This is a genomic window from Streptomyces sp. YIM 130001 (assembly GCF_003574445.1).
GTDB lineage: Bacteria > Actinomycetota > Actinomycetes > Streptomycetales > Streptomycetaceae > Streptomyces.
On the sequence record NZ_KZ984554.1, the window covers coordinates 251196 to 275653 of the forward strand.

Here is a 24458-nt window from a genome sequence, read left to right on the forward strand (position 1 = left end):
CGAGGGCGCGGGTGTGACGGCGCACGTCGCGTGAGGTCTCCCGTGGGACGAGCGCCGCGCCAGGACTCGGCGGCCCTCGGGCCCTGCGGAGGCGGGCGCGCCAACTCGGCCGGCCCAGCAGCCGAGTTGGTCGCCCCCGTGTGTCGTGGCGCTCCCCGCATCTATTCCGTTGACCGAGCGGCCGTGGGGCAGGAAAGTGTCGCCTCGGACGGGGATCAGGAGCACAGGGGGAACGCACAGTGGGCGGCGCCAAGACGGCCGGTGGTCTGCACGTCGAAGAGCAGTCGCCCGATCCACCGCTGTGGACACGGGACTTCCGGCTGTTCTTCACCGCCCGCACCACCTCCTTGCTGGGCGACTCGATGCTGCCCATCGCGGTCACGGCGGCGGTCATCCGGGCCGGGTTCGGGACGAGTGGTGTGGGCTATGCGCTGGCGGCCCTCGTGGGGCCGTTCGCCGCGCTGATCATCTTCGGCGGCGTCCTGTCCGACCGCTTCGGCGCCCGGCGGCTGATGGTCGTGTCCGACGCGGCCCGGCTGTGCTCCCAAGGGGCGCTCGCCCTGCTGTTCCTCCTCGGGACGCCGCAGTTGTGGCAGATCCTGGTGCTCCTGGCCCTGATCGGGGCGGGTGGCGCGATCTTCCAGCCGGGAGTCGCCAGCATCACCCCGCGTATCGCCCACGACGTGCAGAAGGCGAACGCCACGCTGCGTATCGCGGAGTCCGTCACCGTCGTCATCGGACCGTCGCTGGCCGGGCTGCTCCTGGTGGTGTCCGCACCGGCCACAGTGGTCGCCCTGGACGCACTGACCTATGCGGCCAGCGGCGCCTGCCTGTTGAAGCTCCGGTCGGTCCCGATGGGCCCGGCCCCGCGCGACGGAGCGACGTCGTTCCGGGCCGATCTCGTCGAGGGATGGCGGGAGTTCCGGTCGAGGACGTGGCTGTGGAGCGTCATCGTCGTCTTCATGCTCTGGCAACTGGCCGGCGCAGGGCCCACCTTGACCCTCGGAAACAGCACCCTCGTCACCGACTACGGCGAATCCGTGTTCGGCCTCGTCATGTCGGCCCTGGGCGTGGGCAGCGTGCTGGGCGGGATCGTCGCGATCCGGCTCCGCCCACGCCACCCCCTGCGGGCCGGAGCGGTCGCCATGACCCTGTGGGCCCTGATGCCGCTGTCCGTCGCTCTCGGCCTTCCCGCACCGGTCATCGCCGCCTGCTACGCGGGCAGCGGCGTGGGCATGGCGTTCTGGAGCGTCATGTTCCACACCAGTGTGCAGACGCACGTCCCGCAGGACGTACTCGGCCGCGTCCACGCGTACGACGCGGCCGGTTCGCTGGTCATGAAGCCGATCGGGCAGGCGGTGGCGGGACCGCTCGCCGTCGTCGTCGGTACGGTGCCGCTGCTGAGCGTGGCCGCCGTCCTGGCACTGGTCACCTGTGCCCTGATGCTGGCGATCCCTTCGGTGCGGGGGCTGACGCGGGCGGACCACTGAACACGCCTGCCACCGGGGGCGGTTCGGCCGCGCGTGGTGCGGCGGGACCGGGCCGGCCATACGCCCGGACGTGCCTCAGCGACTCCCGCCCGACGGTGCGTGCTGCCGACCGACCGTGTCCTTCGCCTGTGTGTCCCCCGCAGCCGCGTCCTGCGCTGTCGTCTCCTCAGGCTCCCCGGCCGAGGAATGGTGGCGGCCGATCGGCAGGACGAGGGGCTTGCCGGAGACCGGATCCTCGATGACGCGGCTCTCCATGCCGTACAGAGTCCGTACGGTCTCCTCGGTCATCACCTCGCCGGTGGTGCCGGCCGCGTGCAGCCTCCCCGCGGCGAGGGCGACGAGCCGGTCCGCATAACGCGCGGCCAGATTCAGGTCGTGCAGGACCATGACGATCGTCGTCCCACGGGTCCGGTTCAGGTCGGTCAGCAGGTCGAGCACCTCGACCTGGTGGCTGATGTCGAGGAACGTGGTCGGCTCGTCGAGCAGCAGCAGATCCGTCTGCTGGGCCAACGCCATCGCGATCCACACGCGTTGGCGCTGGCCGCCGGAGAGCTCGTCGACGGAACGGTCCGCCAGGTCGGTGGTGTGGGTGGCCTCCAGGGCCGCGGCGACCGCCTCGTCGTCCTTCGTCGTCCAGCGGGAGAAGGCGCGTTGGTGCGGGTGGCGGCCCCGGCCGACCAGGTCGAGGACGGTGATGCCCTCGGGCGTGACCGGTGACTGGGGCAACAGGCCCAGGGTGCGGGCGAGTTCCTTGGCCGGTATCCGGTGCACCTGCTTGCCGTCCAGGAGGACCCGTCCCGTACGCGGAGCCAGTAGCCGGGACATCGAGCGCAACAGGGTGGACTTTCCACAGGCGTTGGCGCCGACGATCACCGTGATGCGCCCGGAAGCGAGCGTCAGGTCGAGGCCTTCGATGACGTCACGGTCGCCGTAGCCGAGCGTGAGGTCCTCGGTGGACAGGGAGTGGGACGCGGTCACAGCGAGCCTCCGGCCCGGTTGGTACGGACGAGCAGATAGACGAGGTAGGGCGCACCGAGCACCCCGGTGACGACACCGACCGGGTACCGGGTGTCGAAGGCGTACTGGCCGGTGAAGTCGGCGGACAGCACGAGAAGCGAGCCGACGAGCCCGGCGGGGATCAGCAGCGATCCGCCGGTCCCGACGAGCCGGGCGGCGATCGGCCCGGACAGGAACGCGACGAAGGCGATGGGTCCTGCGGCGGCCGTCGCGAAGGCGATCAGGCCGACGGCCGCGATGATCACCGTGAGGCGGGTGCGTTCGACGCGGACGCCGAGCGCGGAAGCCGTGTCGTCGCCCAGGCTCAGCGCACTGAGATTGCGGCCCTGGTGCAGCAGGACCGGCCCGAGTACGAGCAGGGCGAGGGCGGCGGGCGCGGTCTCCTCCCAGGTGGTGCCGTTGAGCGAGCCGGTGAGCCAGCGCATCGCCTCCTGGAGGTCCCATTCGCCGGCCTGCGACAGGACGTACGAGGTGATGCTGTCGAGGAGGGCGGCGATGCCGATGCCGATGAGGATCAGCCGGGTGCCCGCGACACCGTCGCGGAACGCGAGGGTGTAGACGAGCAGTGCCACCGCCAGTGCGGCGACGATCGCCACCACCGAAACGTCGGTGCCGCCGAGCGAGAAGGTCACGATGGCGATGGCCGCCGCCGCTCCGGCCCCGGAGGTGATGCCGATGATGTCGGGGCTCGCCAGCGGGTTGCGCAGCATGGTCTGGAAGGTGACACCCGCCATGCCGAAGCTGAAGCCCGCGGCCATGCCGAGGACCGCACGCGGCAGGCGCAGTGTGCCGACGGTGAAGGACGCGCCCGGCACGTCCTCGCCCATGACGACCCGCAGTACGTCGCCGGCCGGGTAGTAGGTGTGCCCGGCCATCAGGGAGACCAGGAACGCGGCGACGACGAGGACGAGCAGCGTCAGGGCGATCAGCCGTCGCCGGTAGGCGCCGCGGACCCGGGCCCGGGTGACGTTCCGCAGCGTCGACGGCGCGCTGACGGCGGGGGCGCTCACAGGGACCTGACCTTCTGTCGGCGGACGACATGGATGAAGAAGGGGGCGCCGATGATCGCGGTGACGATCCCGACGTCGATCTCGGACGGCCGTGCCACGATCCGGCCCACCACGTCCGCGGCGGTGAGCAGGGCGGCACCGCCGAGCGCGGCGAACGGCAGCAGCCAGCGGTGGTCGACACCCACGAGGAGCCGGCAGGCGTGCGGCACGACGAGGCCGACGAAGCCGATCGGTCCGGCGACCGCGGTGGACGCGCCGCACAGCACCACGGCGCCGAGCGCGGCGACGGCCCGTACGAGCGCCACCCGCTCACCGAGACCGGCGGCCATGTCGTCGCCCAGAGCAAGGGAGTTGAGGGCCCGTGCGGACGCGAGGCAGAGCACGATGCCGACGGCGAGGAACGGCAGCACTCCGCCGAGTTGCGCGTAGGAGGTGCCCCCGACGCCGCCGACCTGCCACATCCGGAAGGTGCCGGAGATATCGGCGCGCGGCAGTACGACGGCGCTGACCAGCGAGGCGAGCGCGGCCGAGATCGCGGCGCCGGCGAGCGCCAGCTTGAGCGGTGTGGCGCCGCCACGTCCCAGCGAACCGACGGCGTACACGAAGGCCGCGCTCACCGCCGCCCCGGCCATCGCCACCCAGATGTATCCGGATGCCGACGCGAGGCCGAAGTACGCGATGGCGGTGACCACGGCGAGCGAGGCGCCCATGTTGACGCCGAGGATCCCCGGGTCGGCGAGCGGATTGCGGGTCACTCCCTGCATGACCGCACCGGCCAGGGCGAGCGAGGCACCCACGGCGACGGCGAGCAGCGTGCGCGGTACGCGCTTGGCGACCGCGGCCTCCGCCAGGGTCTGGTCCGCGCCGCCGAGCGCCGACCACACGTCGGCCCAGCCGACTCCGCGCGAGCCGAGAGCGAGCGAGGCCGTCATGACCGCGAGCAGCACCGCGAGGACCACGAGCAGCCAGATCACGCGCACACGCGCCGGACGCCGCACGGGGGCGGCGTCCGACGGGCGTGCTGTTTCGGTGAGAGTCACCCCTTCTTTTCCGCCTTGTCCACCTTGTCCGCGGCCTTGGCGAGTGCCTTCACGTAGTCGTCGAGGACGTACGGGATCGACAGCGGCGTCGGGTTGGCAGCGGTCGCCAGCGGGGTGGCGCCGGGCAGCAGGTAGATCGAGTCCCGCTTGACGGCGGACAGCTTCGAGGTGAGCGGGTCGCCCTTGAGCGCCTTGAGGAGCTTGCCCTTGTCGTCGCCGTAGCCGGTGACGATGTCGACGTCGTCGAAGGCGTCGATGTGCTCGGCGCTCTTGGTGAGCACGAACTTCTTCGTCGACTTGGACGGCCCGGAGACGCTGGCCGGGATCTTCATGCCGAGGTCGGTGAAGAACTGGGTGCGGGTGTCATGGGTCGTGTAGAAGCCGACCTCGCTGACGTCCTTGGAGGTCACGTGCGTCATGAACATCGCCGACTTCCCCTTGATCTGGGGGTACTTGGCGACGGTCTTGTCGATCCGCCCCTCGAGGTCGGTGATCAGCTCGTCACCCTTGTCGGCCAGGCCGATGGCCTTGCTGTTCATCCGGATGATGTCGCGCCACGGGGTCGCCCAGGCCGCTTCCGGGTAGGCCACCACGGGTGCGATCTGGCTGAGGGTTTCGTAGTCCTGCTCGGTGAGGCCGGAGTACGAGGCGAGGATGACGTCCGGCTTGGTGTCGGCGACGGCCTCGAAGTCGATGCCGTCGGTCTCGTCGAACAGGACCGGTGTCTTGGCGCCGAGCTTCTTGAGGCGGTCCTCGGTCCAGGGCAGTACGCCGTTGCCGTTGTCGTCGCCGAAGGTGGCCTTGGCCATGCCGACGGGTACGACGCCCAGGGCGAGCGGCACCTCGTCGTTGGCCCAGTTCACGGTGGCGACGCGCTTGGGCTTCTCCGGCACCGTGGTGGTGCCGAGCGCGTGCTTGATCTTCATCGGGAACTGGCCGGAGGAGCCGGCGGCCTTGGTGTCGGCCTCGTCTCCGCTGTCGCCGCCACAGGCGGTGAGGCCGAACAGGAGGGCTGCCGCGAGGGCGAGCACGCGAAGGCGGGGTGTTCTCATCGACCCGGGTTTCACTCTCGGTCCGGATGCCGTCGACGCTCACGCCCGAGGACCCGCGTGGGTCCGGCTCGGGGCGTGGGAGCAGGGCACCACACGTGTAAAGGGGGTTAGGTAAGCCTTACCTCGGTAGCGTAAGGATCGGGTGTCCGCGTTTCAATCAAGCCTTCGTGACAGGCTTTGTAGCGATCGGGACACCGGTGGTCGCCCGGCGTCCGCGCGAGCTGCCGCTCAGGACGACCGGAACCTGCCGGGCGTCGTCCCGGTCGTCCGCCGGAAGGCGGCCCCGAACGCGCTCGCCGAGCGGTAGCCCACGGCGTCGGCCACCACGTCCACCTCGTGCCCGCGGGACAGGAGTTGTACGGCGTGCTGGGCGCGGACCGAGGCGACCCAGCGGGCGAAACTCGTGCCCGTCTCGGTCCGGAAAGCGCGGGTCAGCGTGCGCGTACTGCACCCCAGCGCGGTGGCCCAGCCGGTCAGCGTCCGCTGGTCGGAGGGGTCGGACCGCACCGCGTCCACGATCGGCCGCAGCAGTGACGAGGTGGGCAGCTGCACCAGCAGGCCCCGCTGCGACGGCCGCAGGACGTCGACCACCATGGCCTCCGTCCGGGCCCGCGAGTCCGGCGACAGGTCCTCCTCCTCGAGTCGCTCGAGGAGGAGGCGCAGAAGCGGAGTGATGTCCACGGCCACCGGAGCATCGGGCAGTGCCGACACCGTGCCGTGCCGGAAGAAGTGGGCCCGGAAGGTGGTGCCCGAGACCGCCGAGCCGGAGTGCAGCTGCCCCGCCGGCATCCACAGACCGAGGGCCGGAGTGATGCACCACACCTTCGAGCCCACCACGGCCGTGGACGCGCCGTTCTCGTTCCAGAGCAGTTCGTGCCACGGGTGCGAGTGCTCGTTCCACGCGATGTCGGTGACCGCGACTTCCTCGTAGCTCTTGATCACGAAGGGGACGTCCACCTCGCCGGCGGCGAGAGTCGGCAGTTCCCTGGTCACGCGCATGCCGACCAGGGTAGGGCGGGTCAGCCCAGCCAGACGAGCCGGTACGAGGCGCACAGTCCGAGGAAGACCAGCGAGGCCAGGGTGAGGCAGGTGTAGTGCAGACGGCCCGTGAGGCGCCACCAGCGGCGGCGCCAGGCCAGGACCGCGCAGACGATCATCGCGGCCGTGGTGGCGAGCGCAACGGCGGTGAGCGCGGGCACCAGTGTCAGGAGCGGCGAATCGCCCAGGATGATCGCCTCGTCGAGCGCGTTCCCGTCGGCGATCAGGAGGACGAAGCACACCGTCGACGCCGTGAGCAGTGCCCCGGTGACCCAGCCGACGATACGGGCCGCGCGGGCACCGGCCGGCTGGCGCCCCGAGCGCCGGCGCACCAGCACGATGACGGGAAGCAGGACCACGGTGAGCGCCGGCACGGCGAGGGAGACGATCAGTGCCCACTGGTGCAGGGTCGGAGACTCGTACCAGGGCAGCCGCTCGTACGCCACGGACGCGTCGGAGGATACGGACAGGGTGCCGTCGTGGAAGGCGATCCGCTCCTGGCCGCCCTTCTCCTGGAACAGACCGGGGCGCACCTGCACCCAGTGCTGCTCGACGACGTCCGGGTCGCTCGACAGCGGGCCTTCGGTGGTCAAGGTGGCGTCCGGGCCGGCGCTCACCCGCACCGATCCGGTGAGCGCGGCCGCCCGGCTCAGGTCCGATGAACTGGTGCGCGTGGAGCGGTAGTTGCCCGCGTACCGGCCCACGTCCGCCAAGGACGCCGAGCGCCGGGCGGTGTCGCCGTCGCGCGCGCCGTGGTGATCGGCGAACAGCTCGGCCACCTGCCGGCCGGCGTGGAAGGCGCGGCCGTCCTCGCCGTCGCCGTTGTAGACCACGTACACACCGGCCCTGCGCTCCGGAAGCAGCGCGAGGTTCCCGTGGAAGCCCGGCAGGTCGCCGTCCTTGACCAGCATCCGCTGCCCGCCGCGTACGCGCTCCTCGAGCAGGTAGCCGAGGCCCGGGAGGCGCTTGTCGTTGCCGAACTGCCGCTTCAGCAAAGACGCGTTGGAGCCCGGCCGCAGCACCCCGCCGCCGCCCGACAGCAGTGCGTTCATCAGCCGCCCCATGTCGGAGGCCGTGGTGACGGCACCCGCGCCGGTCGGGGACCAGGCGCCGTACTGGCCGCGCTGAGTGGCCTGCCCGTCGCCGTCCGGCCGGTGGCCGCGGGCCAGCGCCGCGTCGATCGCTCGCGGGTGCGGCTGGGCGAAGCTGGTGCGGTCCATGCCGAGCGGGCGCAGGATCGAGCGGTCCACGTAACGGGCGAACGGCGTACCGGAGACCGTCTCCACCAGGTGGCCGGCGAGCGCCGCACCGTAGTTGTCGTAGCTGGCGGTCTCACCGGGCGGGCGTACCCGCCGCGGCTGGTTCTCGGCGAGACTCTCACCCAGCGAGGTGCCGGTCTCCGGCTCCCGCGCGGCCAGCCCGACGACGGCGTTGTCGAAGCCCGCCGTGTGCATCAGGAGGTCGCGTACGGTCACCGGGCGGCCGGGGTAACTGTCCTTGATCCGGAAGCCCTTGAGGTACCGGTTGACGTCCGAGCCGAGGTCGAGCCGGCCCTTCTCCACCTGCTGCAGCACCGCGACGGCGGTGAACACCTTGGCGTCGGAGGCCATGAAGAAGCCGGTGCCCGCCGGGTCCACCTTCGCGCCCCGACTGGCGTCGGCGACCCCGAAGCCCTTGGCGTACACCTGGCGGCCGTCCTCGACGACCACGACGGCCGCGCCAGGGATCCGGTAGTCGGCGAGCTGGCGCCGCACGAGGCGGTCGAGCGCGCCGGACAGCGACCCGTCGGCCGGGTCCGCCTCCGCCGCCCGCGCCGTGCCCGCGGTGCCCAGTGCCACGAGAGTGACGAGGAGAAGCGCCTGCAGAGCGGCCGTGAGCCGCTGTCGATTCGTCATGCCGTCGAGTCAAGCCCGCGCCGCCGCGGCGCAGAATGGCCCTCGGTGGTGTCCGTAGGGGACTTGGGTACACCCTCCGCATCGGGTACCGAGGTCCCGTGTGCGGTGTGCGGTCGACCCGACAGAATCATCATCCGGGAAACGGCGGCGCGCCGTTCGGGGAGGGGACTGGGACGATGACACTCGGCACACGCATCCGCACCGCGGTCAGGGGGCTGCCCGCAGTGCCCGTCGCACTGGCGGAACTCGTCCTCCTCATCCTCTTCGTCACGGGGGTCGCGTTGCTGGGCATCGGCCTCGGCGTGCTGCTCGTGCCGGTTCTCGCGGTGGCTCTGCGCGCCACGGTGAACGTCTCGCGCCGGATGGCCGGGCGCTGGTCGGGGACCGCGATCCCCGAGCCGTACCTGCCGGCGCCCGAGCGCGGTCCGGGCCTCAAGGGCCGGTTGCAGTACACCCGTTGGGTCCTCACCGACCCCGCGACCTGGCGCGACCTCGGCTGGACGCTGGTCAACCCGGTGGCCGGGATCCTCCTCGCCCTGCTGCCGGTCTCGCTGGTCCTCGGCGGACTCGCCGGGGTGCTGATGCCCGCGATCTACCGGCCCATCATCGACGCGAACGGGGGCGAGAACTGGTACCTGTTCGTCCGGGTCACCGACCTCACCACCGCCTGGTACGCCGCCGGCGTCGGACTTCTCGGCCTGCTCGCCGGATTCGCCATCGGCCCCTGGACGCTGCGCTCGCACGCCGCGCTCGCCCGCAAGCTGCTCGCGCCCACCCTGACCACCCGGCGGGTCCAGCAGCTCACCGAGACGCGCAGCGACGCGGTCAACAGCTCGGCCGCCGAACTGCGCCGTATCGAGCGGGACCTGCACGACGGCGCGCAGGCCCGCCTGGTCGCCCTCGGCATGAACCTCGGCGTCGCGGAGCAGCTCCTCGCCAAGGACCCCGAAGCGGTGGGCGCGATCCTCGCCGACACCCGCAAGGCCTCGGCCACCGCGCTGACCGAACTGCGCGACCTGATCCGCGGCATCCACCCGCCGGTACTCGCCGACCGCGGCCTCGCGGACGCCGTCCGGGCCCTCGCCCTCGACAGCCCGCTCGAGGTCACGGTCAACGCCGACCTGTCCGGGCGCCCCGAGGCACCGGTCGAGTCCGCGATCTACTTCGCCGTCTCCGAGACCCTCACCAACGCGGCCAAGCACGCCGCCCCGGACACCGTCATCATCGACCTCTGGTACGCGGACGGCACGCTGCACGGCAGGGTCACCGACGACGGCCGCGGCGGCGCGGACCCGAGCCGGGGCACCGGGATCCGCGGCATCCAGCGCCGTCTGGCGAGCTTCGACGGCGTACTCTCCGTCATCAGTCCGGCCGGCGGACCGACCACTGTGACGATGGAAGTGCGATGCGCGTTGTCCTAGCCGAAGACCTGTTCCTGCTGCGGGACGGCCTGGTGCGGCTCCTGGAGTCGTACGACTTCGAGGTGGTCGCCGCCGTGGACAACGGCCCTGCCCTGCTGCAGGCGCTGATCGAGCACCGGCCGGACGTGGCGGTGGTCGACGTACGGTTGCCGCCGACCTTCACCGACGAAGGGCTGCAGGCGGCCCTCGAGGCCCGGCGCCAGGTGCCGGGCCTCCCGGTGCTCGTCCTGTCGCAGTACGTGGAACAGCTCTATGCGCGCGAACTGCTCGCCGACGGCAGCGGCGGCATCGGATATCTCCTCAAGGACCGGGTGTTCGAACCCGGACAGTTCATCGACGCGGTGCGGCGGGTCGCCGGCGGCGGCACCGCGATGGACCCGGACGTGGTGGCCCGGCTGTTCGCCAAGGACACACACCGCAGCGGGCCGATGGCACGGCTCACCCCGCGCGAGCGGGAGGTGCTGGCGCTCATGGCCGAGGGCCGGTCGAACGCGGCGATCGCGCAACGCCTGGTGATCACGGAGCGAGCGGTCATCAAGCACACGTCCAACATGTTCGCCAAGCTCGACCTGTCGCCGTCCGACGACGACAACCGGCGGGTGCTCGCGGTGCTCGCGTATCTGCGGTGAGGTCTGAGGCTCCGCCGTGCCGGGTGGCGCGGAAAACCTGATGTGGTCCGTACACCGCGGCTGTTAGGTTCGGCGTGTGCCGAAGCTGAATCAGATAATCGCCGTGGAGAAGGGCGTCAAGTCCAAGTCTCTGCAGGAGTTGACCCAGGCCCACCACGACGTCCAGAAGCCCGCGCTGCTCGCCGGGATCTCGCGGACGTACCAGCCGAAGGACGAGGAGGGCGAGCAACTGCCGCCCGAGTCCACCCGGGTGCAGGTCAAGGCGGAGGACGTGCTGCGCGCGACGGCGACGACGCTGACGCGGCTCTTCGACGTCACGGCCACCAAGGACTGGGCGAACCGCACCGCCGCCGCCGACATCGTCGTGGACGGCACGGTGCTGCTGCCGCAGGTCCCCGTGCCGTATCTGCTCTTCCTCGAGAAGCAGCTCACCGATCTGCACACCTTCGTGCGCAAGCTCCCGGTGCTCGACGCCTCCGAGTCCTGGAACCTCGACCCGTCGACGGACTCCTGGAAGACCGACGCGGTGCGCACCATCCGCACCAAGAAGGTCCCGCGCAACCACGTCAAGGCCGAGGCCACGGAGCAGCACCCGGCGCAGGTCGAGGTGTACTACGAGGACATCCCGGTCGGGTACTGGACGACCGTGAAGTTCTCCGGCGCACTGCCGGCCCGCCGGGTGAACGAACTGCTCGGCCGCGTCGAGAAGTTGCAGCAGGCGGTCAAGTTCGCCCGCGAGGAGGCCAACGGCGTGGAGGTCACCGACCAGCGGATCGGCGACGCGGTCTTCGGCTACCTCTTCGGGTAGCCCCGCATTCCCCCTCCTTTTGAGCGAGGAGGGTGCGCGAAATGCGCAAGCTGAAACTGAAGTTGAAGCTGAAAAGGGGTGTCAGTTGGGGGTTCGAGTCCCTCTCCCGGCACACAGGCCGGGGTGGCCCAATCGGTAGAGGCGGCCCCATGAATCTCAGATTCTCGCTCCAGTCTCAGTATTCGCTGCCGAACACCGGATCGACCGAGCGTGGACGAACATCGACGGATGGGGGTTCAAGTCCCTCCTGCGCCTCTTACGTGGCGCGGTAGTTCAAAGGCAGAACACGTCGGTCTCAGCATGATCCGCGGCTCTTTAAAGCCGCCGGTGTGTGCAATTGGGTGGCAACTCAGGAGCCCGGAAGCTGGATATGCTTCCGGGCTCCGTCACGTTCTCCCGCGCCGCTTGTCATGGGCTCGCGGGCGCATCCCGGGCGGGACCCGGCGGGGGCGTGGCCGCGGGCGGCGCGGCGCGGGATCCGCCGGCGCCGCCGGGAGCGGTACCGGACCGCCGATGCGGTGCTCGACCAGCACCCCGTGCAGGACCAGACGGGTCAGACTCAGCGCGATCAGGGCCTCCGCCCAGTAGAAGGCGGCGTAGTCCAGGATGCAGCCGTTGGGCGGATTGCCGGGGGCTGCGTTACGGAGGCCGACCAGGGCGAAGAGGCTCGCGGCCATCCAGCCGAGGGCCGGCCAGAGCAGACCGCGGCGCTGTCGTACGACCAGCCAGCAGGCGCCCACGACCGCGAGGGCCACCGCCCACATCGCCGCGATCATGAACCAGGCGAGGATGAACGTGCTGCGTGACCGCTGCACCACACTGTCCACCGCCGCGACCTGCTCGGTGTAGTACGTCGAGTCGGGGCCGACGAGGAACGCCGGGTCCAGGTCGCGGATGTGCAGCGTCACGGGAATCTGCCGCCCGTGGACCGTCGCCCCCACGGCGAGCGCCGTGCGGTAGCGGTCGAACGGGTAGTCCGACGCCGTGCCTTCGCTCAGCGGCAGCGTGACGCCCTTGCGCCAGGCGGCGGTCTTCGCGGGCACCTCGAGCTTTTCGTGGTCGGGGGAGTCGGTGATCAGGGTGATGTCGTCGGCCGGGCCGCCGGAGCCGTCCCCGTAGCGGCCCCTGGCGTCCAGGGTCAGCTCGAGCGTGACGGTCCGCGTCTCCGGGTCGGTGCGCTGCACGTCCGCGTTGACCTCGACGCGGTCCCGGGTGCCGGGGCCCGCGCCCACGGTGACCGACTTCTGCCGGGTGTCGCGTTCGTTCAGGTACAGCAGGATCCCGGTGGCGCACACCAGGAGCAGCACCAGGAGCCCGATGATCCCGCGCGACCAGGCGGCCCCACTGGCGGGGACGGGCGGGCCGCGACGGGGACGCAAGGGCATGCCAAGATCCTCGGCCACACAGGGCCGGTCCGCCATGTCCGCTGCTCCGGCGGCGTGAGGGGCGAGCGGCGGGCCGCGGCCCAAATCCGCTTGCCGCGCATCGGCGAATCCTGCTGCAATATCCCGGCCGCCGGCGATGTGCCGGGGCACTTACCGTCGGGTTCCCGCCCACCAGGAGCGTGTCATGCGAGCAGCGTCCATGTCCCCCCAGCAGGCAATGACCAGCCACGCAAAGGACATGTCGCTTCGTGCAGACGCTCAATCTCGGAATTCTCGCCCATGTCGACGCCGGTAAGACAAGCCTGACCGAACGCCTGCTGCATTTCGCCGGGGTGACCGGGGAGATCGGCAGCGTCGACCGGGGAAGCACACTCACCGATTCGCTGGATCTTGAACGCCGGCGCGGTATCACCATCAGATCCGCGGTCGTCTCGTTCGCTCTCGGCGGCCGTACGGTCAATCTGATCGACACCCCGGGGCACCCGGATTTCATCGCGGAGGTCGAGCGGGTGCTCAGCCTGCTCGACGGCGCCGTGCTCGTGGTGTCCGCGGTGGAGGGCGTACAGGCCCAGACCCGCATCCTGCACCGCACCCTGCGCCGTCTCGGCATCCCGTCGCTGATCTTCGTGAACAAGATCGACCGCCGCGGCGCGCGCCCCGACGAGGTGCGGCGGGAGATCACCGAGCGACTGCGGACACCGGTCGTCGCGATGGGAGCCGTCGCCGGCGCGGGCACGGCCGATGCCACCTGCGCGCCCTACGAGCAGGACGACGCCGCCTTCCACGAGCGACTGACCGAGGTGTTGGCCGAGCGGGACGACGAACTGCTCGCCGCCTATGCGGAGGGCAGGCGCGTTCCGTACGACCGTCTGCGCGACGGCTTGGCGGCGGGCACCGGGCGCTGCGAGGTGCATCCGCTCTACGCGGGCTCCGCGGTCACCGGCGCGGGAACCGCCGAACTGGCCGCCGGAATCCGTACGTTGCTGCCCGCCGGTGACGGTGACCCGGTCGCCCCGCTGGACGGCAGCGTGTTCAAGATCGAGCGCGGCCCGGCCGGCGAGAAGATCGCCTGCGTCCGGGTCGCGGCCGGCACCGTACGGGTACGCGACCGCGTACGGCTGCGCGGCGCCCACGCACCGGGAGGCACGCCCCGGCCGTCCGGCGGGGAGGCGAAGGTCACCGCGCTCGCGGTCTTCGAGCAGGGCGCGGTGGTGCCACGGCGCGAGGCGGACGCCGGCCGGATCGCACAGCTGTGGGGACTGGCCGACGCGCGGATCGGCGACCGCCTGCAATCGGCGCGCGCCCGCCCCGGACACCACGAGCCGTCCGAGCCGGACGACGTCGTCGAGGCGCAGCACTTCGCGCCGCCCACCCTGGAGACCGTCGTACAGCCACTGCGCCGCGAGGACCGCGGCGCGTTGCATCTGGCGCTCAGCAGACTGGCCGAGCAGGACCCGCTGATCGACCTCCGGCGGGACGACGTACGCGACGAGATGTCCCTCTCGCTGTACGGCGAGGTGCAGAAGGAGGTCGTCCAGGCCACGCTCGCCGACGAGTTCGGGATCGGCGTGCGGTTCTGTGAGTCGGCGACCCTGTGCATCGAGCGACCGGCCGGCACGGGCAGCGCGCTCGAGGTGCCGCACCAGGATTCCCATCCGTTCCTCGCCACCGTGGGACTGCGGGTCGAGCCGGGGCCCGACGGGTCGGGCGTGACGTTCGGTCTTGGCGTGGAACTGGGCTCGATGCCGTACTCGTTCTTCCGGGCGGTCGAGGAGACCGTGCACGAGACGTTCCGGCAGGGGCTGTACGGCTGGCAGGTCACGGACTGCCGGGTGACGATGACGCACTGCGCGTACGACAGCGTGTCGACCACCTCCGGCGACTTCCGGAACCTCACGCCGCTGGTCCTGATGGAGGCGCTGCGGCGGGCGGGGACCGTGGTGCACGAGCCGCTGCTGAGATTCCGTGTCGAACTGCCCGCGGACTGTGTCGGGCCGCTGCTCCCGGTACTCGGGCGGCTCGGCGCGGTGCCCGGCGCACCGGAGCTCGCGGGCGCCCTCGGCATGGTGGAGGGGGAGGTGCCGGCAGCCCGGGTGCATGAGCTCGAGCAGCGGCTGCCGGGCCTGACCCGCGGCGAGGGCGTGATCGATTCGTCGTTCGCACGCTACGCGCCGGTGTGTGGGCCGCGCCCCGAGCGGCCCCGCACCGACCACAATCCGCTGGACCGCAAGGAGTACCTGCTCCAGCGCGTCCGCCGGGTGACGGGCGGCCGGTGACCGCCGGTCAGTCGAGCGCGGTGGCCGCGCCGCTCACCCGCACCCGAGGGTCTCCGGCGCGCAGGGTCACGGTGAGCAGTCCTGGACGGCCCAGGTCCTCGCCCTGGTGCAGGGTCAGCTCCGACTCCTCGGCGGTGTGCCCGAGTTCACGCAGATAGGCGCCGAAGGCGGCGGCAGCGGCACCCGTCGCCGGGTCCTCGACGACACCGCCGACGGGGAACGGATCCCGTACGTGGAAGACCGACGCCGAGGCACGCCAGACCAGCTGCAGCGTGGTGAGGCCGAGCCGCTGCATCAGGGCCTCGAGGCGGGCGAAGTCGTAGTCCAGATCGGCGAGCCGCTCCCGGGTCGCGGCGGCGAGCACCAGATGGGAGGCACCGGCGTAGGCGATTCGCGGTGCGAAGGCGGGGTCGAGGTCGGTCACCGCCCAGTCGAGTGCGGCGAGCGCCTCGGTGAGGTCCTGCGGTGCGACGTCGCGCACCTCGGGTTCCACGCTGGTGAGGGTGGCGCGCAGCTCCCCGTCCACCTCGGCGACCGTGACGGGTACCGGACCGGCCTGGGTGGCGAACAGGAAGTCGCCGGGCCCGGCACCGTGCTCGGCCAGAGCCACGGCCGCGGCGACCGTCGCGTGCCCGCAGAAGGAGACCTCCGCCTTCGGGCTGAAGTACCGCAGGGTGTACGAGCGGCCGGGCTCGCCTCCGAGCCCCGCGGGCGGCGGGGTGAGGAACGAGCTCTCGCTGTAACCGAGTTCGGCCGCGATGGCGAGCATCCGGTCGTCGTCGAGCGGGGACGCGTCGAGCACCACGCCGGCGCCGTTGCCGCCGGCCGGGTCGGAGCTGAAGGCGGTGTACCGCAGCACGTCCACCTCTGATTCGGCCAGGGCGGAGGTCTGCTGAGGGGCCGCGGGCCCGGAAGGGGCATTCATGCTGCGGAGAACCGTCCGGTACGCGTGAGCATTCCCGTGGATCGGTGGTACGTCCCGCGCGCGCTCGGGACGTACCACCGGGCGGGCCGGTCAGGCCCTCGGAGCTCAGTGGCAGTTGACGCCGCTGCGGCCGGGCTTCTTCTTCCAGCTGCACGAGTCGGCCGTCGCGCCGCTCGGTTTGATCAGGCGGGCCTTGTCGCCGGCGTTGTTCCACACGTACCAGCCGCGGCCCCAGTAGCGGACGCCGGAGGCGTTGGTGCCCTTGCCCGTGCGGACCTTCACCGTCTTGCCGGCGCCGATGCGGTAGCTGCCGAAGCTGTAGGTGTACCCGGTGTTGTCCTTGATCTTGTAGCCCTTGAGCTGGATACGGGAGCGGGTGTTGTTGTGGATGTTCACCCACTCCGCGTTCAGCGAGCTCTTCGAGCCGCGGTCCGCGCCCGGGCTGTCGTACTGGATGTGACCGAAGTGCAGGCCGCCCTGGTGGGCCTTGGCCGCGGCCGGTGCTGCGGCCGCCGGGGAGACGGCGAGCAGTGAGGCCGAGAGCGCCGAGACCGCGAGCAGAGCGGTGCCGGTCGAGCGTATGCGCATAGTGTGCCCCTCCTGTGGAGCTTCTGTGAAGAGGACAGGAATATACGGCATGTCCGGGCAGGGCTGAGCGCCCTTCGGGTCAATTGCTCCCGAAGGGCGCCGTATTGCTGGAAGTCCGGCCGCGGCCGGTCAGCCGCGGCCGATGAACGGCATGTTCGTGGCGAGGACCGTGGCGAACTGGATGTTGGCCTCGAGCGGCAGGTCCGCCATGTGCCGGACGGTGCGGGCGACGTCGTCCGCGTCCATGGTCGGCTCGACGGCGGTCTCACCGTTCGCCTGCGGGATCCCGGTCTGCATCCGCTCGGTCATGTCCGTCGCGGCGTTGCCGATGTCGATCTGACCGCAGGCGATCCGGTACGGGCGGCCGTCCAGTGAAAGGGACTTGGTCAGGCCCGTCATGGCGTGCTTGGTGGCGGTGTAGGGCGCGGAGTCCGGGCGCGGCGCGTGGGCCGAGATCGACCCGTTGTTGATGATCCGGCCGCCCTGCGGCGCCTGGTCCTTGAACTGCCGGAACGCGGCCTGGGCGCACAGGAACGCGCCGTTCAGGTTGGTGTCCACCACGTGGCGCCAGGCCCCGTACTCGAGGTCCTCGAAGGGCACGCCGCCGGGACCGAACGTCCCCGCGTTGTTGAACAGCAGGTCGATCCGCCCGAATCGCTCGCGTGCGGCGGTGAACAGTGCCTGGACCGAGTCCGGGTCGGTGACGTCGGTGGCCACCGCGAGCGTCGCGCCGGCCGACGCGTCCCCCGCCGTGACCCGGGCCGTCTCCTCCAGGCGCTCCGCCCGCCGCCCCGCGAGCGCCACCGACCAGCCGTGGCGCAGGAGTTCGACGGCGACCGCCCGGCCGATCCCGGAGCCCGCCCCGGTGACCACCGCTACTGGTGTACGTACGTCATTCATGGCCCGGCAGCGTACGGGACCGGCAGGCACGCAGGGATCATCTGTCCGCCATCCGAGTGTTGTGTACGCGCCAAGCCGTCGCCTTCTCCTCGCACTGCAATGCAGCTGACAACAGCCGTCAGGGGAGGGGCAGATGACACCCGCAGCACCGGACACCCGGCACAGCGACGAACTGCGAGCCGCCGCACGCCACTTGGGCCGCCGCAGATTTCTCACCGGCACCGCAGCGGCCGCAGCACTCGCCTTCGCCACCAACCTTCCGGGCACCGCGCAGGCCGCCGAGCTCGACGCCCGCCGCATCACCGAGGACCCGTTCACGCTCGGCATCGCCTCCGGCGACCCCGCGCCGGACTCCGCGCTGCTGTGGACGCGGCTCGCGCCGAAGCCGTTCGAGCCGGACGGCGGACTGCCCGCCGCACGCGTCCCCGTCGAATGGGAGATCGCCCGCGACGAGGGCTTCCGGCGGATCGCACGCCGCGGCCGCGCCACCGCACACCCCGAGTTCGGCCACTCCGTCCACGTGGAGGCGCGAGGCCTCGACCCGGACCGGGTCTACTACTACCGCTTCCGTACGGGCCGTTGGGTCTCCCCGGCCGGTCGGACCCGCACCGCACCCGCCGCCGGCGCCCGCACCGGCGAACTGCGGCTCGGCGCGGTCTCCTGCCAGGCGTACCACGACGGCTACTTCACCGCGTACAAGCACCTCGCCGACGAGGACCTCGACGTCGTCTTCCACCTCGGTGACTACCTCTACGAGTACGCCGTCGACGCGGTGGGCGGCGCCCGCAAGTACACCGACCGCACCCTGCCCGCGCACTTCAACCGCGAGACCGTCACCCTCGACGACTACCGGATGCGCTACGGCCTCTACAAGAGCGACCCGGACCTGAGGGCCGCGCACGCCGCCCACCCCTTCGTCGTCACCTGGGACGACCACGAGACCGAGAACAACTACGCGGGCGGAATCCCCGAGAACCCCGAGAACAACGTGCCGCCCGAGGAGTTCCTGCTGCGCAGGGCCGCCGCGTACCGCGCGTACTGGGAGAACCAGCCGCTGCGCCTGCCCCAGCGGCCCGAGGGCCCCGACATGCAGCTCTACCGGCGCCTGCGGTTCGGCCGGCTCGCCCAGTTCGACGTGCTCGACACCCGCCAGTACCGCTCCGACCAGGCCTACGGAGACAAGGCGCACGTGCCGGGACCCGAGTCCCAGGACCCCGCACGGACCATCACCGGCGCCGCCCAGGAACGCTGGCTGGTCGACGGCTGGCGGCGCTCCGGCGCACTGTGGAACGTGGTGCCCCAGCAGGTCGTCTTCTCCGAGCGCCGCCTCGACCTCAACGCCGAGGCGAAGGTCAGCATGGACGCCTGGGACGGCTACTCCGCCTCCCGCGAGCGGGTGCTCGCGGGCGCCCGGGCCGCCGGTGTGGAGAACCTGATGGTGCTCACCGGCGACGTGCACGTCGGCTACGCCTTCGACATCAAGGCGGACTTCGCCGACCAGGACTCCCGCACCGTCGGCACCGAGATCGTCGCCACCTCCGTCGCCAGCGGCAAGGACGGCGCCGAGAAGCCCGACACCTGGGACACGTACATGAAGGCCAACCCGCATCTGAAGTTCTTCAACGGGCGGCGCGGCTACGTGGCGGTGACGCTCGGCACCGAGAGCGCGCGGGCCGACTTCCACACGGTCCCCGCCGTCACCACACCCGGTGCGCCGATCAGCACCGCGGCCTCCTTCGTCACCGAGGCCGGCGACCCGGGTCTCAAGCCGGCCTGAAAGCCGGTCACTTGACAAGGCCGGGCACTTGGCAGGGCCGGGCACTTGGCAGGGCTGGGCATTCGGCGGGCCCGGGGGCCGTCCCTCACTCGCCGGGATAGCGGACGCCGATGCGGTCACGTACCGCATCGAGCGTCCGCATCACCGCGAGCGTGCCGTCCAGCGGCACGAGCGGCGACTCGCTCTCACCCGCGCGCAGGCAGCGCATCACCTCGGCCGCCTCGTGCCGCAGCGTGTCCCGGGGCCCCTGCGCGTGGAACACCTCCGGATCGCGGCCGGGGCGGTGCAGGACGAAACGGCCGGGGCTGAAGAACCCGTCCGGCAGATCGATCCGTCCCTGCGAACCCGTCACCGACCCGCCGACCCCGGTGGCCCCGGTCAGTGAGCAGTGCAGCACCGCCTGCGCGCCACCGCCGAAGGAGAGCAGCATCCCCGTCTGCAGATCCACACCCTCGTCGGAGAGCACCGCTCGCGCCGTCACATCCGACGGCTCCCCGAGGAACAGCTGCGCGAACGACACCGGATACACCCCGAGGTCGAGCAGCGCGCCACCGCCCTGCGCGGGATCCCGCAGCCGGTGCGAGGGCGGGAAGGGACCGGCGAGACCGAAGTCCGCCTGCACGGTCCGCACGTCACCGATCGCCCCGTCCGCGACCAGGTCGAGTGCCCGCCGGATCAGCGGGTTGCAGTACATCCACATGGCCTCCATCAGGAAGGTGCCGCGTTCCCGAGCGAGGGTGACCAGCTCGCCCGCCTCCCGCGCGTTCACCGTGAAGGCCTTCTCGCACAGCACCGGCCGGCCCGCCTCGAGACACAGGCCCGCCGCCTCGCGGTGCGCCGAGTGCGGGGTGGCCACGTACACCACGTCGACGCCGTCGTCCGCGGCGAGCGACGCCCAGTCCCCGTACGCCCGCTCGATGCCGAAGCGGTCCGCGAAGGCCTTCGCGGACGCCTCGTTGCGGGAGGCGACCGCGACCACCTCGGCGTCCGACGGCATGTCGAGCAGGTCGGAGGTGAAGCGGGCGGCCATCGACCCGGTCGCGAGAACCCCCCACCGCACCCGCTCCGCCGCCGCGCGCTCCGTACCGCGTTCCGCCATCCCGATCCCCGCCTGTCCTGATAAATGGTCTCGACCACAACCTGCAAGCTGAGAGCATAGGGAGCGGTACGACAATCCGGGAGGGGAAGCAGACGTGGCGGCGGTAGGCAGACGTTCCGCAGGGAGCACGCCGGAGCAATCACAGACACCACCCCTTCCCGAGCCATCACTCGCCGAGCCACCTCTCGAGGCGGCCGTCGCGGACACCCGGCGCCCGTCGATCCCCGGCCGCACCACGGGGCTCCTGGTGACCCTGGTGCTGGGCGGGCTCACCGCCGTACCGCCGCTGTCCATGGACATGTACCTGGCGGCCCTGCCGCAGGTCGCCGACGCGTTCTCCGCGCCTGCCGCCACCGTCCAGCTCACCCTCACCGCCTGCCTCGCCGGCATGGCGCTCGGCCAGCTCGTGGTCGGACCGATGAGCGACAAGTGGGGCCGCCGACGGCCGCTGCTCATCGGACTGCTCGTCTACATCGCCGCGACCGCCATCTGCGCGTTCGCCCCCACCGTCGAACTCCTCGTCGCCTTCCGCCTGTTGCAGGGCCTCGCCGGAGCGGCTGGCATCGTGATCGCCCGCGCCGTGGTCCGTGACCTCTACGACGGCGTGGACATGGCACGGTTCTTCTCCACGCTGATGCTGATCTCCGGAGTGGCGCCCGTCGTGGCGCCGGTCATCGGAGGACAGGTGCTGCAGTTCACCGACTGGCGGGGCATCTTCGTCGTCCTCACCGCGATCGGAGTGCTGCTCACCTTCGTCGTCTGGCGGAAACTCCCCGAGACGCTGGCGCCCGAGCGGCGGCACGACGGCGGCGTCGGCCAGGCCCTGCGCACCATGCGCTCACTGCTCGCCGACCGGGTCTTCTCCGGCTACCTGCTCGCGGGGGGCTTCGCCTTCGCCACGCTGTTCTCCTACGTGTCGGCGTCGCCGTTCGTGGTCCAGGAGATCTACGGCGCCTCGCCGCAGATGTTCAGCATCCTCTTCGGCGTGAACTCGATCGGCCTGATCGCCGTCGGGCAGATCAACGGCCGGCTCCTGGTCGGCCGGGTCAGCCTCGACAAGGCGCTCGGCGTCGGCCTCGGCGTCACCACGCTCGCCGCGTTCGCCCTGCTCCTGATGACGACCGGAGTGTTCGGCGAGGTCGGGCTGCTGCCGGTGGCCACCGCCCTGTTCGTGCTGATGTCCTCGATGGGCCTCGCGATGCCGAACACCAACACACAGGCCCTGATGCGCACGCCGAACGCCGCGGGATCCGCCTCCGCGCTGCTCGGCACCTCCCAGTTCCTGATCGGTGCGATCGCCTCGCCGCTGGTGGGGATCGCCGGTGAGAACACGGCCGTTCCGATGGCCGTCGTCCAGCTGAGCTGCGCCTTGGTGTCCGTCGGCTGCTTCGTCGGACTGTGCCGCCCCTGGCAGGCCTCGCGCACGGAGGGAGCGGAGCACTGAGCCCACCACGGCTGCGCCCCGGCTCCCCGGAGCGGGCCGGGCTCGACCCCGAGGAACTGCGGCTGCTCGTCCGCGAGGTGCGCGCCCTGACCGAGCACTGGTGCTCGGGTGCGGTCGTCGTCGCCGGACGCGGCCCGGTCCTCGCCGTGCACGAGGCCGTCGGCTGGGCCGTGCGGTACGCGTCCGGTGACCGCGAGCTGCCCCTGGAGCGCCGGGTTCCGACGGCGCTCGGCACCCCCTTCGACCTCGCCTCGCTCACCAAACTCTTCACCTCGGTCGCCGTGCTGCAGCAGATCGAGCGCGGCACACTCGGCATCGACACCCTGATCGGCGCCTACCTGCCCGATTTCACCGCGGCGGTCGAGCACGGCATCACCGTGCGCCGGCTGCTCACCCACACCTCCGGCCTGCGCCCCGAACTCCCGCTGTACGACCTGCCGGACGACGCCGCGCGGATCGCCGCACTACGCCGCGAAGAACCGGTGGCCGAGGGCGGAACGTATCTCTACTCGGACCTGAACATGCTGCTCGCCCAGCATCTGCTCGAGCGGATCACCGGCCGCCGTCTGGACGTGCTGATCCGCGAGGGCATCACCCGGCCGCTCGGTATGACTCAGACCGGCTTCGGCCCCTGTCCGTTCGCCGCGGCCACCGAGGACCAGCGCCGCCCGCTCGCCAAACTCGACCGCGGCATGGTCCGCGGCCGGGTGCACGACGAGAACGCCTACGCGCTCGGCGGTGTCGCCGGACACGCGGGACTCTTCTCCACCGGCCACGATCTGGCGGTGTTCTGCCGCGCCCTGCTCGGCGGCGGGGCGTACGGTCCCGCGCGCATACTCGGCCCGGACTTCGTCGATCTGATGCTGCGCGAGCCGGGGCTCGGGTTCCGGGTCGACCAGCCGTGGTTCATGGGGGAGCTGGCGGGCAGCGGCGCGGCCGGGCACTGCGGATTCACGGGTACGAGCCTGGTCGTCGACCGCGCCACCGACACCTTCCTGGTGCTGCTCGCCAACACGGTGCACCCGCGCCGCAGGCCACCGGACAGCGCGCCCCGCGCGGCCGCCGCGACCCGGCTGAGACGGGCGGTGCGCTGACCGCGTCCCCGCAGCACCGCGCCTCCGGCGGAGCTCAGCCCGCCCGGCGGTACCCGAGCAGGTGGGGCACGTCCTTGCCGTCGGTGTACTGGAAGAGGCCGATGCCCGCGAGGTCGAAGCTGGGCAGCCGCAGGCTGGGCGAGAGCGCCTGCGGCTCACCCGTGGAGATCTGCACCTCGACCGGGGTGCCGCCGCCCTTCAGGGCGTCCTGCGGGCTGCGGGCTCCGGTCGCTCCGTAGGCCAGGCCCTCGTCGGTGACCGTGGTGAGGGCGAGGGGCTTGGCGCCCTCGTCCTCCTCGAAGCAGTGCCCCTTCTTCTCCTCCAGATCGAAGGCGAGGTTGCCGGCGACCAGGTAGCGGCCCTCGGCCGACATCGTCGCGTCCGGGTAGCGGCCGGGCACGATCGCGGGCTTGCGGCACTCGACCGTGGCGACGGTCTTGCCGTTGTCCGCGTCGTGCACCGCCCAGACGTCCTTCTCCCCGGCGCCCTTGGACCCGCGCTTCTTGTCCCACTTGGCCAGGACGTACTCGCCGGCCGCGGTGGTCACGGTGCCGGTTCCGGGGTCGGTGCCCTTCGGTGCCGTCTTGCGCGCGTGCCAGCCGCCCTGCACCCAGAACTCCCCGGCGCCGCTGACCAGTACGCCCTTGTCCGTGTACCCGACGACCTCGGTGAGCCGCTTGCAGTTCTTGCAGCCCTTCGGGTACTTGAGGTCCTTGCCCTCCACGTTGGTGACGCGTCCGGTCACCGGGTCGACGACGGCGGCGCGGGTGGTGCCCTTGCCGATCAGGATGCCGGGGCCCGCGCCCGAGACCGTCGGGGACACGGACCACGGCAGCTCGATCCGCTGGCGCGATCCGTCCCGGGCGTCGTAGACGTCGAGGGAAATCAGCCGGTCGGCCTCGGTCAGCGGGTCCTCGGCGGTCTTGCCGTACGACCAGGTGACGAAGTACTCGCGGTCGTCCTTGGTGAGCGAGAGCAGGTGCGGATACTCGCCGGGCTTGTCGCTCAGCGGACGCCAGGCGTCGCTGCGCCACCGCGGCTTGCCGGTGGCCGCGTCGACCGTCCTGATCCGGAACCGCGTCTCGTCCGCCCGCTCGAGGAACGCGATCCGGCCGAGGTCCTTGGCCAGTGCGTACTCGGAGGTCAGCCCGGTGATCTCCCAGCCCTTGGAGGTGGTGTACGCGGACGGCACACCGAGCTTGGTCGCCGGGCCCTGGCTCTTCCTGGGCGGCTTCTTGGGCTTGTCGTCCTTCTTGTCGTCACCCTTGCCGCCACCACAGGTCGCGAGCAGAAGCAGTAGTGCGAGAACGACGACACCCGCGACGAGTGCCGTTCGCACGATCTTCTGTCCCACTGATCCCCCTGCGCACGAAAGTCTTCGGCGTGCCGACGGCCGTGGTGGCCGCGGACGAGCGCCAGCGTAGCAACGCCGTTCGAGTGCGTAGCCGTTCCCGTGTCACCGTTCGGCACCAGGCCGGTCGGCTCCCGGTGAAGACGCGGTGACCGGACGGGAACGGCTCGGGGCGGGCACCGCCGGGCGGCCGGAGGCGCTTCGTCCGGAGCCCCCGGA

At 71.4% G+C, this 24458-nt stretch carries 20 protein-coding genes; 8 read left to right on the forward strand and 12 right to left on the reverse strand.

The window, feature by feature from the left end:
• Positions 1–239: 239 nt before the first annotated feature.
• Entirely contained in the window at positions 240–1490 is a 1251-nt protein-coding gene (locus DSC45_RS14880) for an MFS transporter (protein WP_240434637.1), read from the forward strand.
• 75 nt (positions 1491–1565) lie between these two features.
• On the opposite strand, the gene DSC45_RS14885 is transcribed toward DSC45_RS14880, so the two are convergent.
• The 6 genes from DSC45_RS14885 to DSC45_RS14910 form a co-directional block, all read right to left on the reverse strand.
• The gene (locus DSC45_RS14885) at positions 1566–2468 is read right to left on the reverse strand and encodes an ABC transporter ATP-binding protein (protein ID WP_119290979.1); all 903 of its coding nucleotides are present in this window, start codon (positions 2466–2468) and stop codon (positions 1566–1568) included.
• Positions 2465–3517, reverse strand: a complete 1053-nt coding sequence (locus DSC45_RS14890) for a FecCD family ABC transporter permease (RefSeq protein ID WP_119290981.1) — start codon at positions 3515–3517, stop codon at positions 2465–2467. Before DSC45_RS14890 ends, DSC45_RS14885 begins: the two co-directional genes overlap by 4 nt.
• A complete protein-coding gene (locus tag DSC45_RS14895; protein ID WP_119290983.1) occupies positions 3514–4557 on the reverse strand; it encodes a FecCD family ABC transporter permease in 1044 nt (347 codons plus the stop codon). Before DSC45_RS14895 ends, DSC45_RS14890 begins: the two co-directional genes overlap by 4 nt.
• Entirely contained in the window at positions 4554–5609 is a 1056-nt protein-coding gene (locus DSC45_RS14900; protein WP_119290985.1) for an iron-siderophore ABC transporter substrate-binding protein, read from the reverse strand. Before DSC45_RS14900 ends, DSC45_RS14895 begins: the two co-directional genes overlap by 4 nt.
• Before the next feature lie 228 nt (positions 5610–5837).
• The gene (locus DSC45_RS14905) at positions 5838–6608 is read right to left on the reverse strand and encodes a helix-turn-helix transcriptional regulator (RefSeq protein WP_119290987.1); all 771 of its coding nucleotides are present in this window, start codon (positions 6606–6608) and stop codon (positions 5838–5840) included.
• A gap of 20 nt (positions 6609–6628) precedes the next feature.
• Entirely contained in the window at positions 6629–8542 is a 1914-nt protein-coding gene (locus DSC45_RS14910; protein ID WP_119290989.1) for a serine hydrolase domain-containing protein, read from the reverse strand.
• Between the two features lie 176 nt (positions 8543–8718).
• Between DSC45_RS14910 and DSC45_RS14915 the strand changes: the two genes are divergently transcribed.
• From DSC45_RS14915 to DSC45_RS14925, 3 genes are all read left to right on the forward strand, one after another.
• Positions 8719–9963, forward strand: coding sequence for a sensor histidine kinase (locus DSC45_RS14915; protein WP_119290991.1), 1245 nt, complete (start codon positions 8719–8721; stop codon positions 9961–9963).
• Positions 9948–10592: a LuxR C-terminal-related transcriptional regulator gene (locus DSC45_RS14920; protein ID WP_119290993.1), complete on the forward strand. Its 645-nt coding sequence runs from the start codon at positions 9948–9950 to the stop codon at positions 10590–10592. The genes DSC45_RS14915 and DSC45_RS14920 overlap by 16 nt, the downstream gene beginning before the upstream one ends.
• A 76-nt stretch (positions 10593–10668) precedes the next feature.
• A complete protein-coding gene (locus DSC45_RS14925) occupies positions 10669–11400 on the forward strand; it encodes a DUF7873 family protein (protein ID WP_119290995.1) in 732 nt (243 codons plus the stop codon).
• Between the two features lie 386 nt (positions 11401–11786).
• Here DSC45_RS14925 and DSC45_RS14930 read toward each other — a convergent pair whose 3' ends face one another.
• Positions 11787–12785, reverse strand: coding sequence for a DUF4436 family protein (locus tag DSC45_RS14930; RefSeq protein ID WP_162929229.1), 999 nt, complete (start codon positions 12783–12785; stop codon positions 11787–11789).
• Positions 12786–13033: 248 nt separating this feature from the next.
• Here DSC45_RS14930 and DSC45_RS14935 point away from each other — a divergent pair, with 248 nt between their 5' ends.
• Positions 13034–15061: an elongation factor G gene (locus DSC45_RS14935; RefSeq protein WP_119290999.1), complete on the forward strand. Its 2028-nt coding sequence runs from the start codon at positions 13034–13036 to the stop codon at positions 15059–15061.
• 7 nt (positions 15062–15068) lie between these two features.
• Here DSC45_RS14935 and DSC45_RS14940 read toward each other — a convergent pair whose 3' ends face one another.
• The 3 genes from DSC45_RS14940 to DSC45_RS14950 all read right to left on the reverse strand — a co-directional run bounded on the left by DSC45_RS14940 (position 15069) and on the right by DSC45_RS14950 (position 17474).
• Positions 15069–15986 (reverse strand): PhzF family phenazine biosynthesis protein, encoded by a 918-nt coding sequence (locus DSC45_RS14940; protein ID WP_119291001.1) that lies wholly within the window; start codon positions 15984–15986, stop codon positions 15069–15071.
• 105 nt (positions 15987–16091) lie between these two features.
• Positions 16092–16574: a lamin tail domain-containing protein gene (locus tag DSC45_RS14945; protein ID WP_119291002.1), complete on the reverse strand. Its 483-nt coding sequence runs from the start codon at positions 16572–16574 to the stop codon at positions 16092–16094.
• 129 nt (positions 16575–16703) lie between these two features.
• Positions 16704–17474: an SDR family oxidoreductase gene (locus DSC45_RS14950; RefSeq protein ID WP_119291004.1), complete on the reverse strand. Its 771-nt coding sequence runs from the start codon at positions 17472–17474 to the stop codon at positions 16704–16706.
• A 133-nt stretch (positions 17475–17607) separates the two neighbouring features.
• On the opposite strand from DSC45_RS14950, the gene DSC45_RS14955 reads away from it, so the two are divergent.
• Positions 17608–19251, forward strand: a complete 1644-nt coding sequence (locus tag DSC45_RS14955) for an alkaline phosphatase D family protein (protein ID WP_119291006.1) — start codon at positions 17608–17610, stop codon at positions 19249–19251.
• An 85-nt stretch (positions 19252–19336) separates the two neighbouring features.
• On the opposite strand, the gene DSC45_RS14960 is transcribed toward DSC45_RS14955, so the two are convergent.
• The gene (locus DSC45_RS14960; RefSeq protein ID WP_119291008.1) at positions 19337–20350 is read right to left on the reverse strand and encodes a Gfo/Idh/MocA family protein; all 1014 of its coding nucleotides are present in this window, start codon (positions 20348–20350) and stop codon (positions 19337–19339) included.
• Positions 20351–20570: 220 nt separating this feature from the next.
• On the opposite strand from DSC45_RS14960, the gene DSC45_RS14965 reads away from it, so the two are divergent.
• Positions 20571–21794 carry a multidrug effflux MFS transporter gene (locus DSC45_RS14965; RefSeq protein ID WP_240434651.1) on the forward strand — a complete coding sequence of 408 codons (1224 nt, stop codon included), beginning with the start codon at positions 20571–20573 and terminating at the stop codon, positions 21792–21794.
• Complete coding sequence (locus tag DSC45_RS14970; RefSeq protein WP_240434638.1) at positions 21749–22888, forward strand: serine hydrolase domain-containing protein; 1140 nt, start codon at positions 21749–21751, stop codon at positions 22886–22888. Before DSC45_RS14965 ends, DSC45_RS14970 begins: the two co-directional genes overlap by 46 nt.
• Before the next feature lie 34 nt (positions 22889–22922).
• On the opposite strand, the gene DSC45_RS14975 is transcribed toward DSC45_RS14970, so the two are convergent.
• Complete coding sequence (locus DSC45_RS14975; RefSeq protein WP_119291011.1) at positions 22923–24242, reverse strand: hypothetical protein; 1320 nt, start codon at positions 24240–24242, stop codon at positions 22923–22925.
• Positions 24243–24458: the final 216 nt, after the last annotated feature.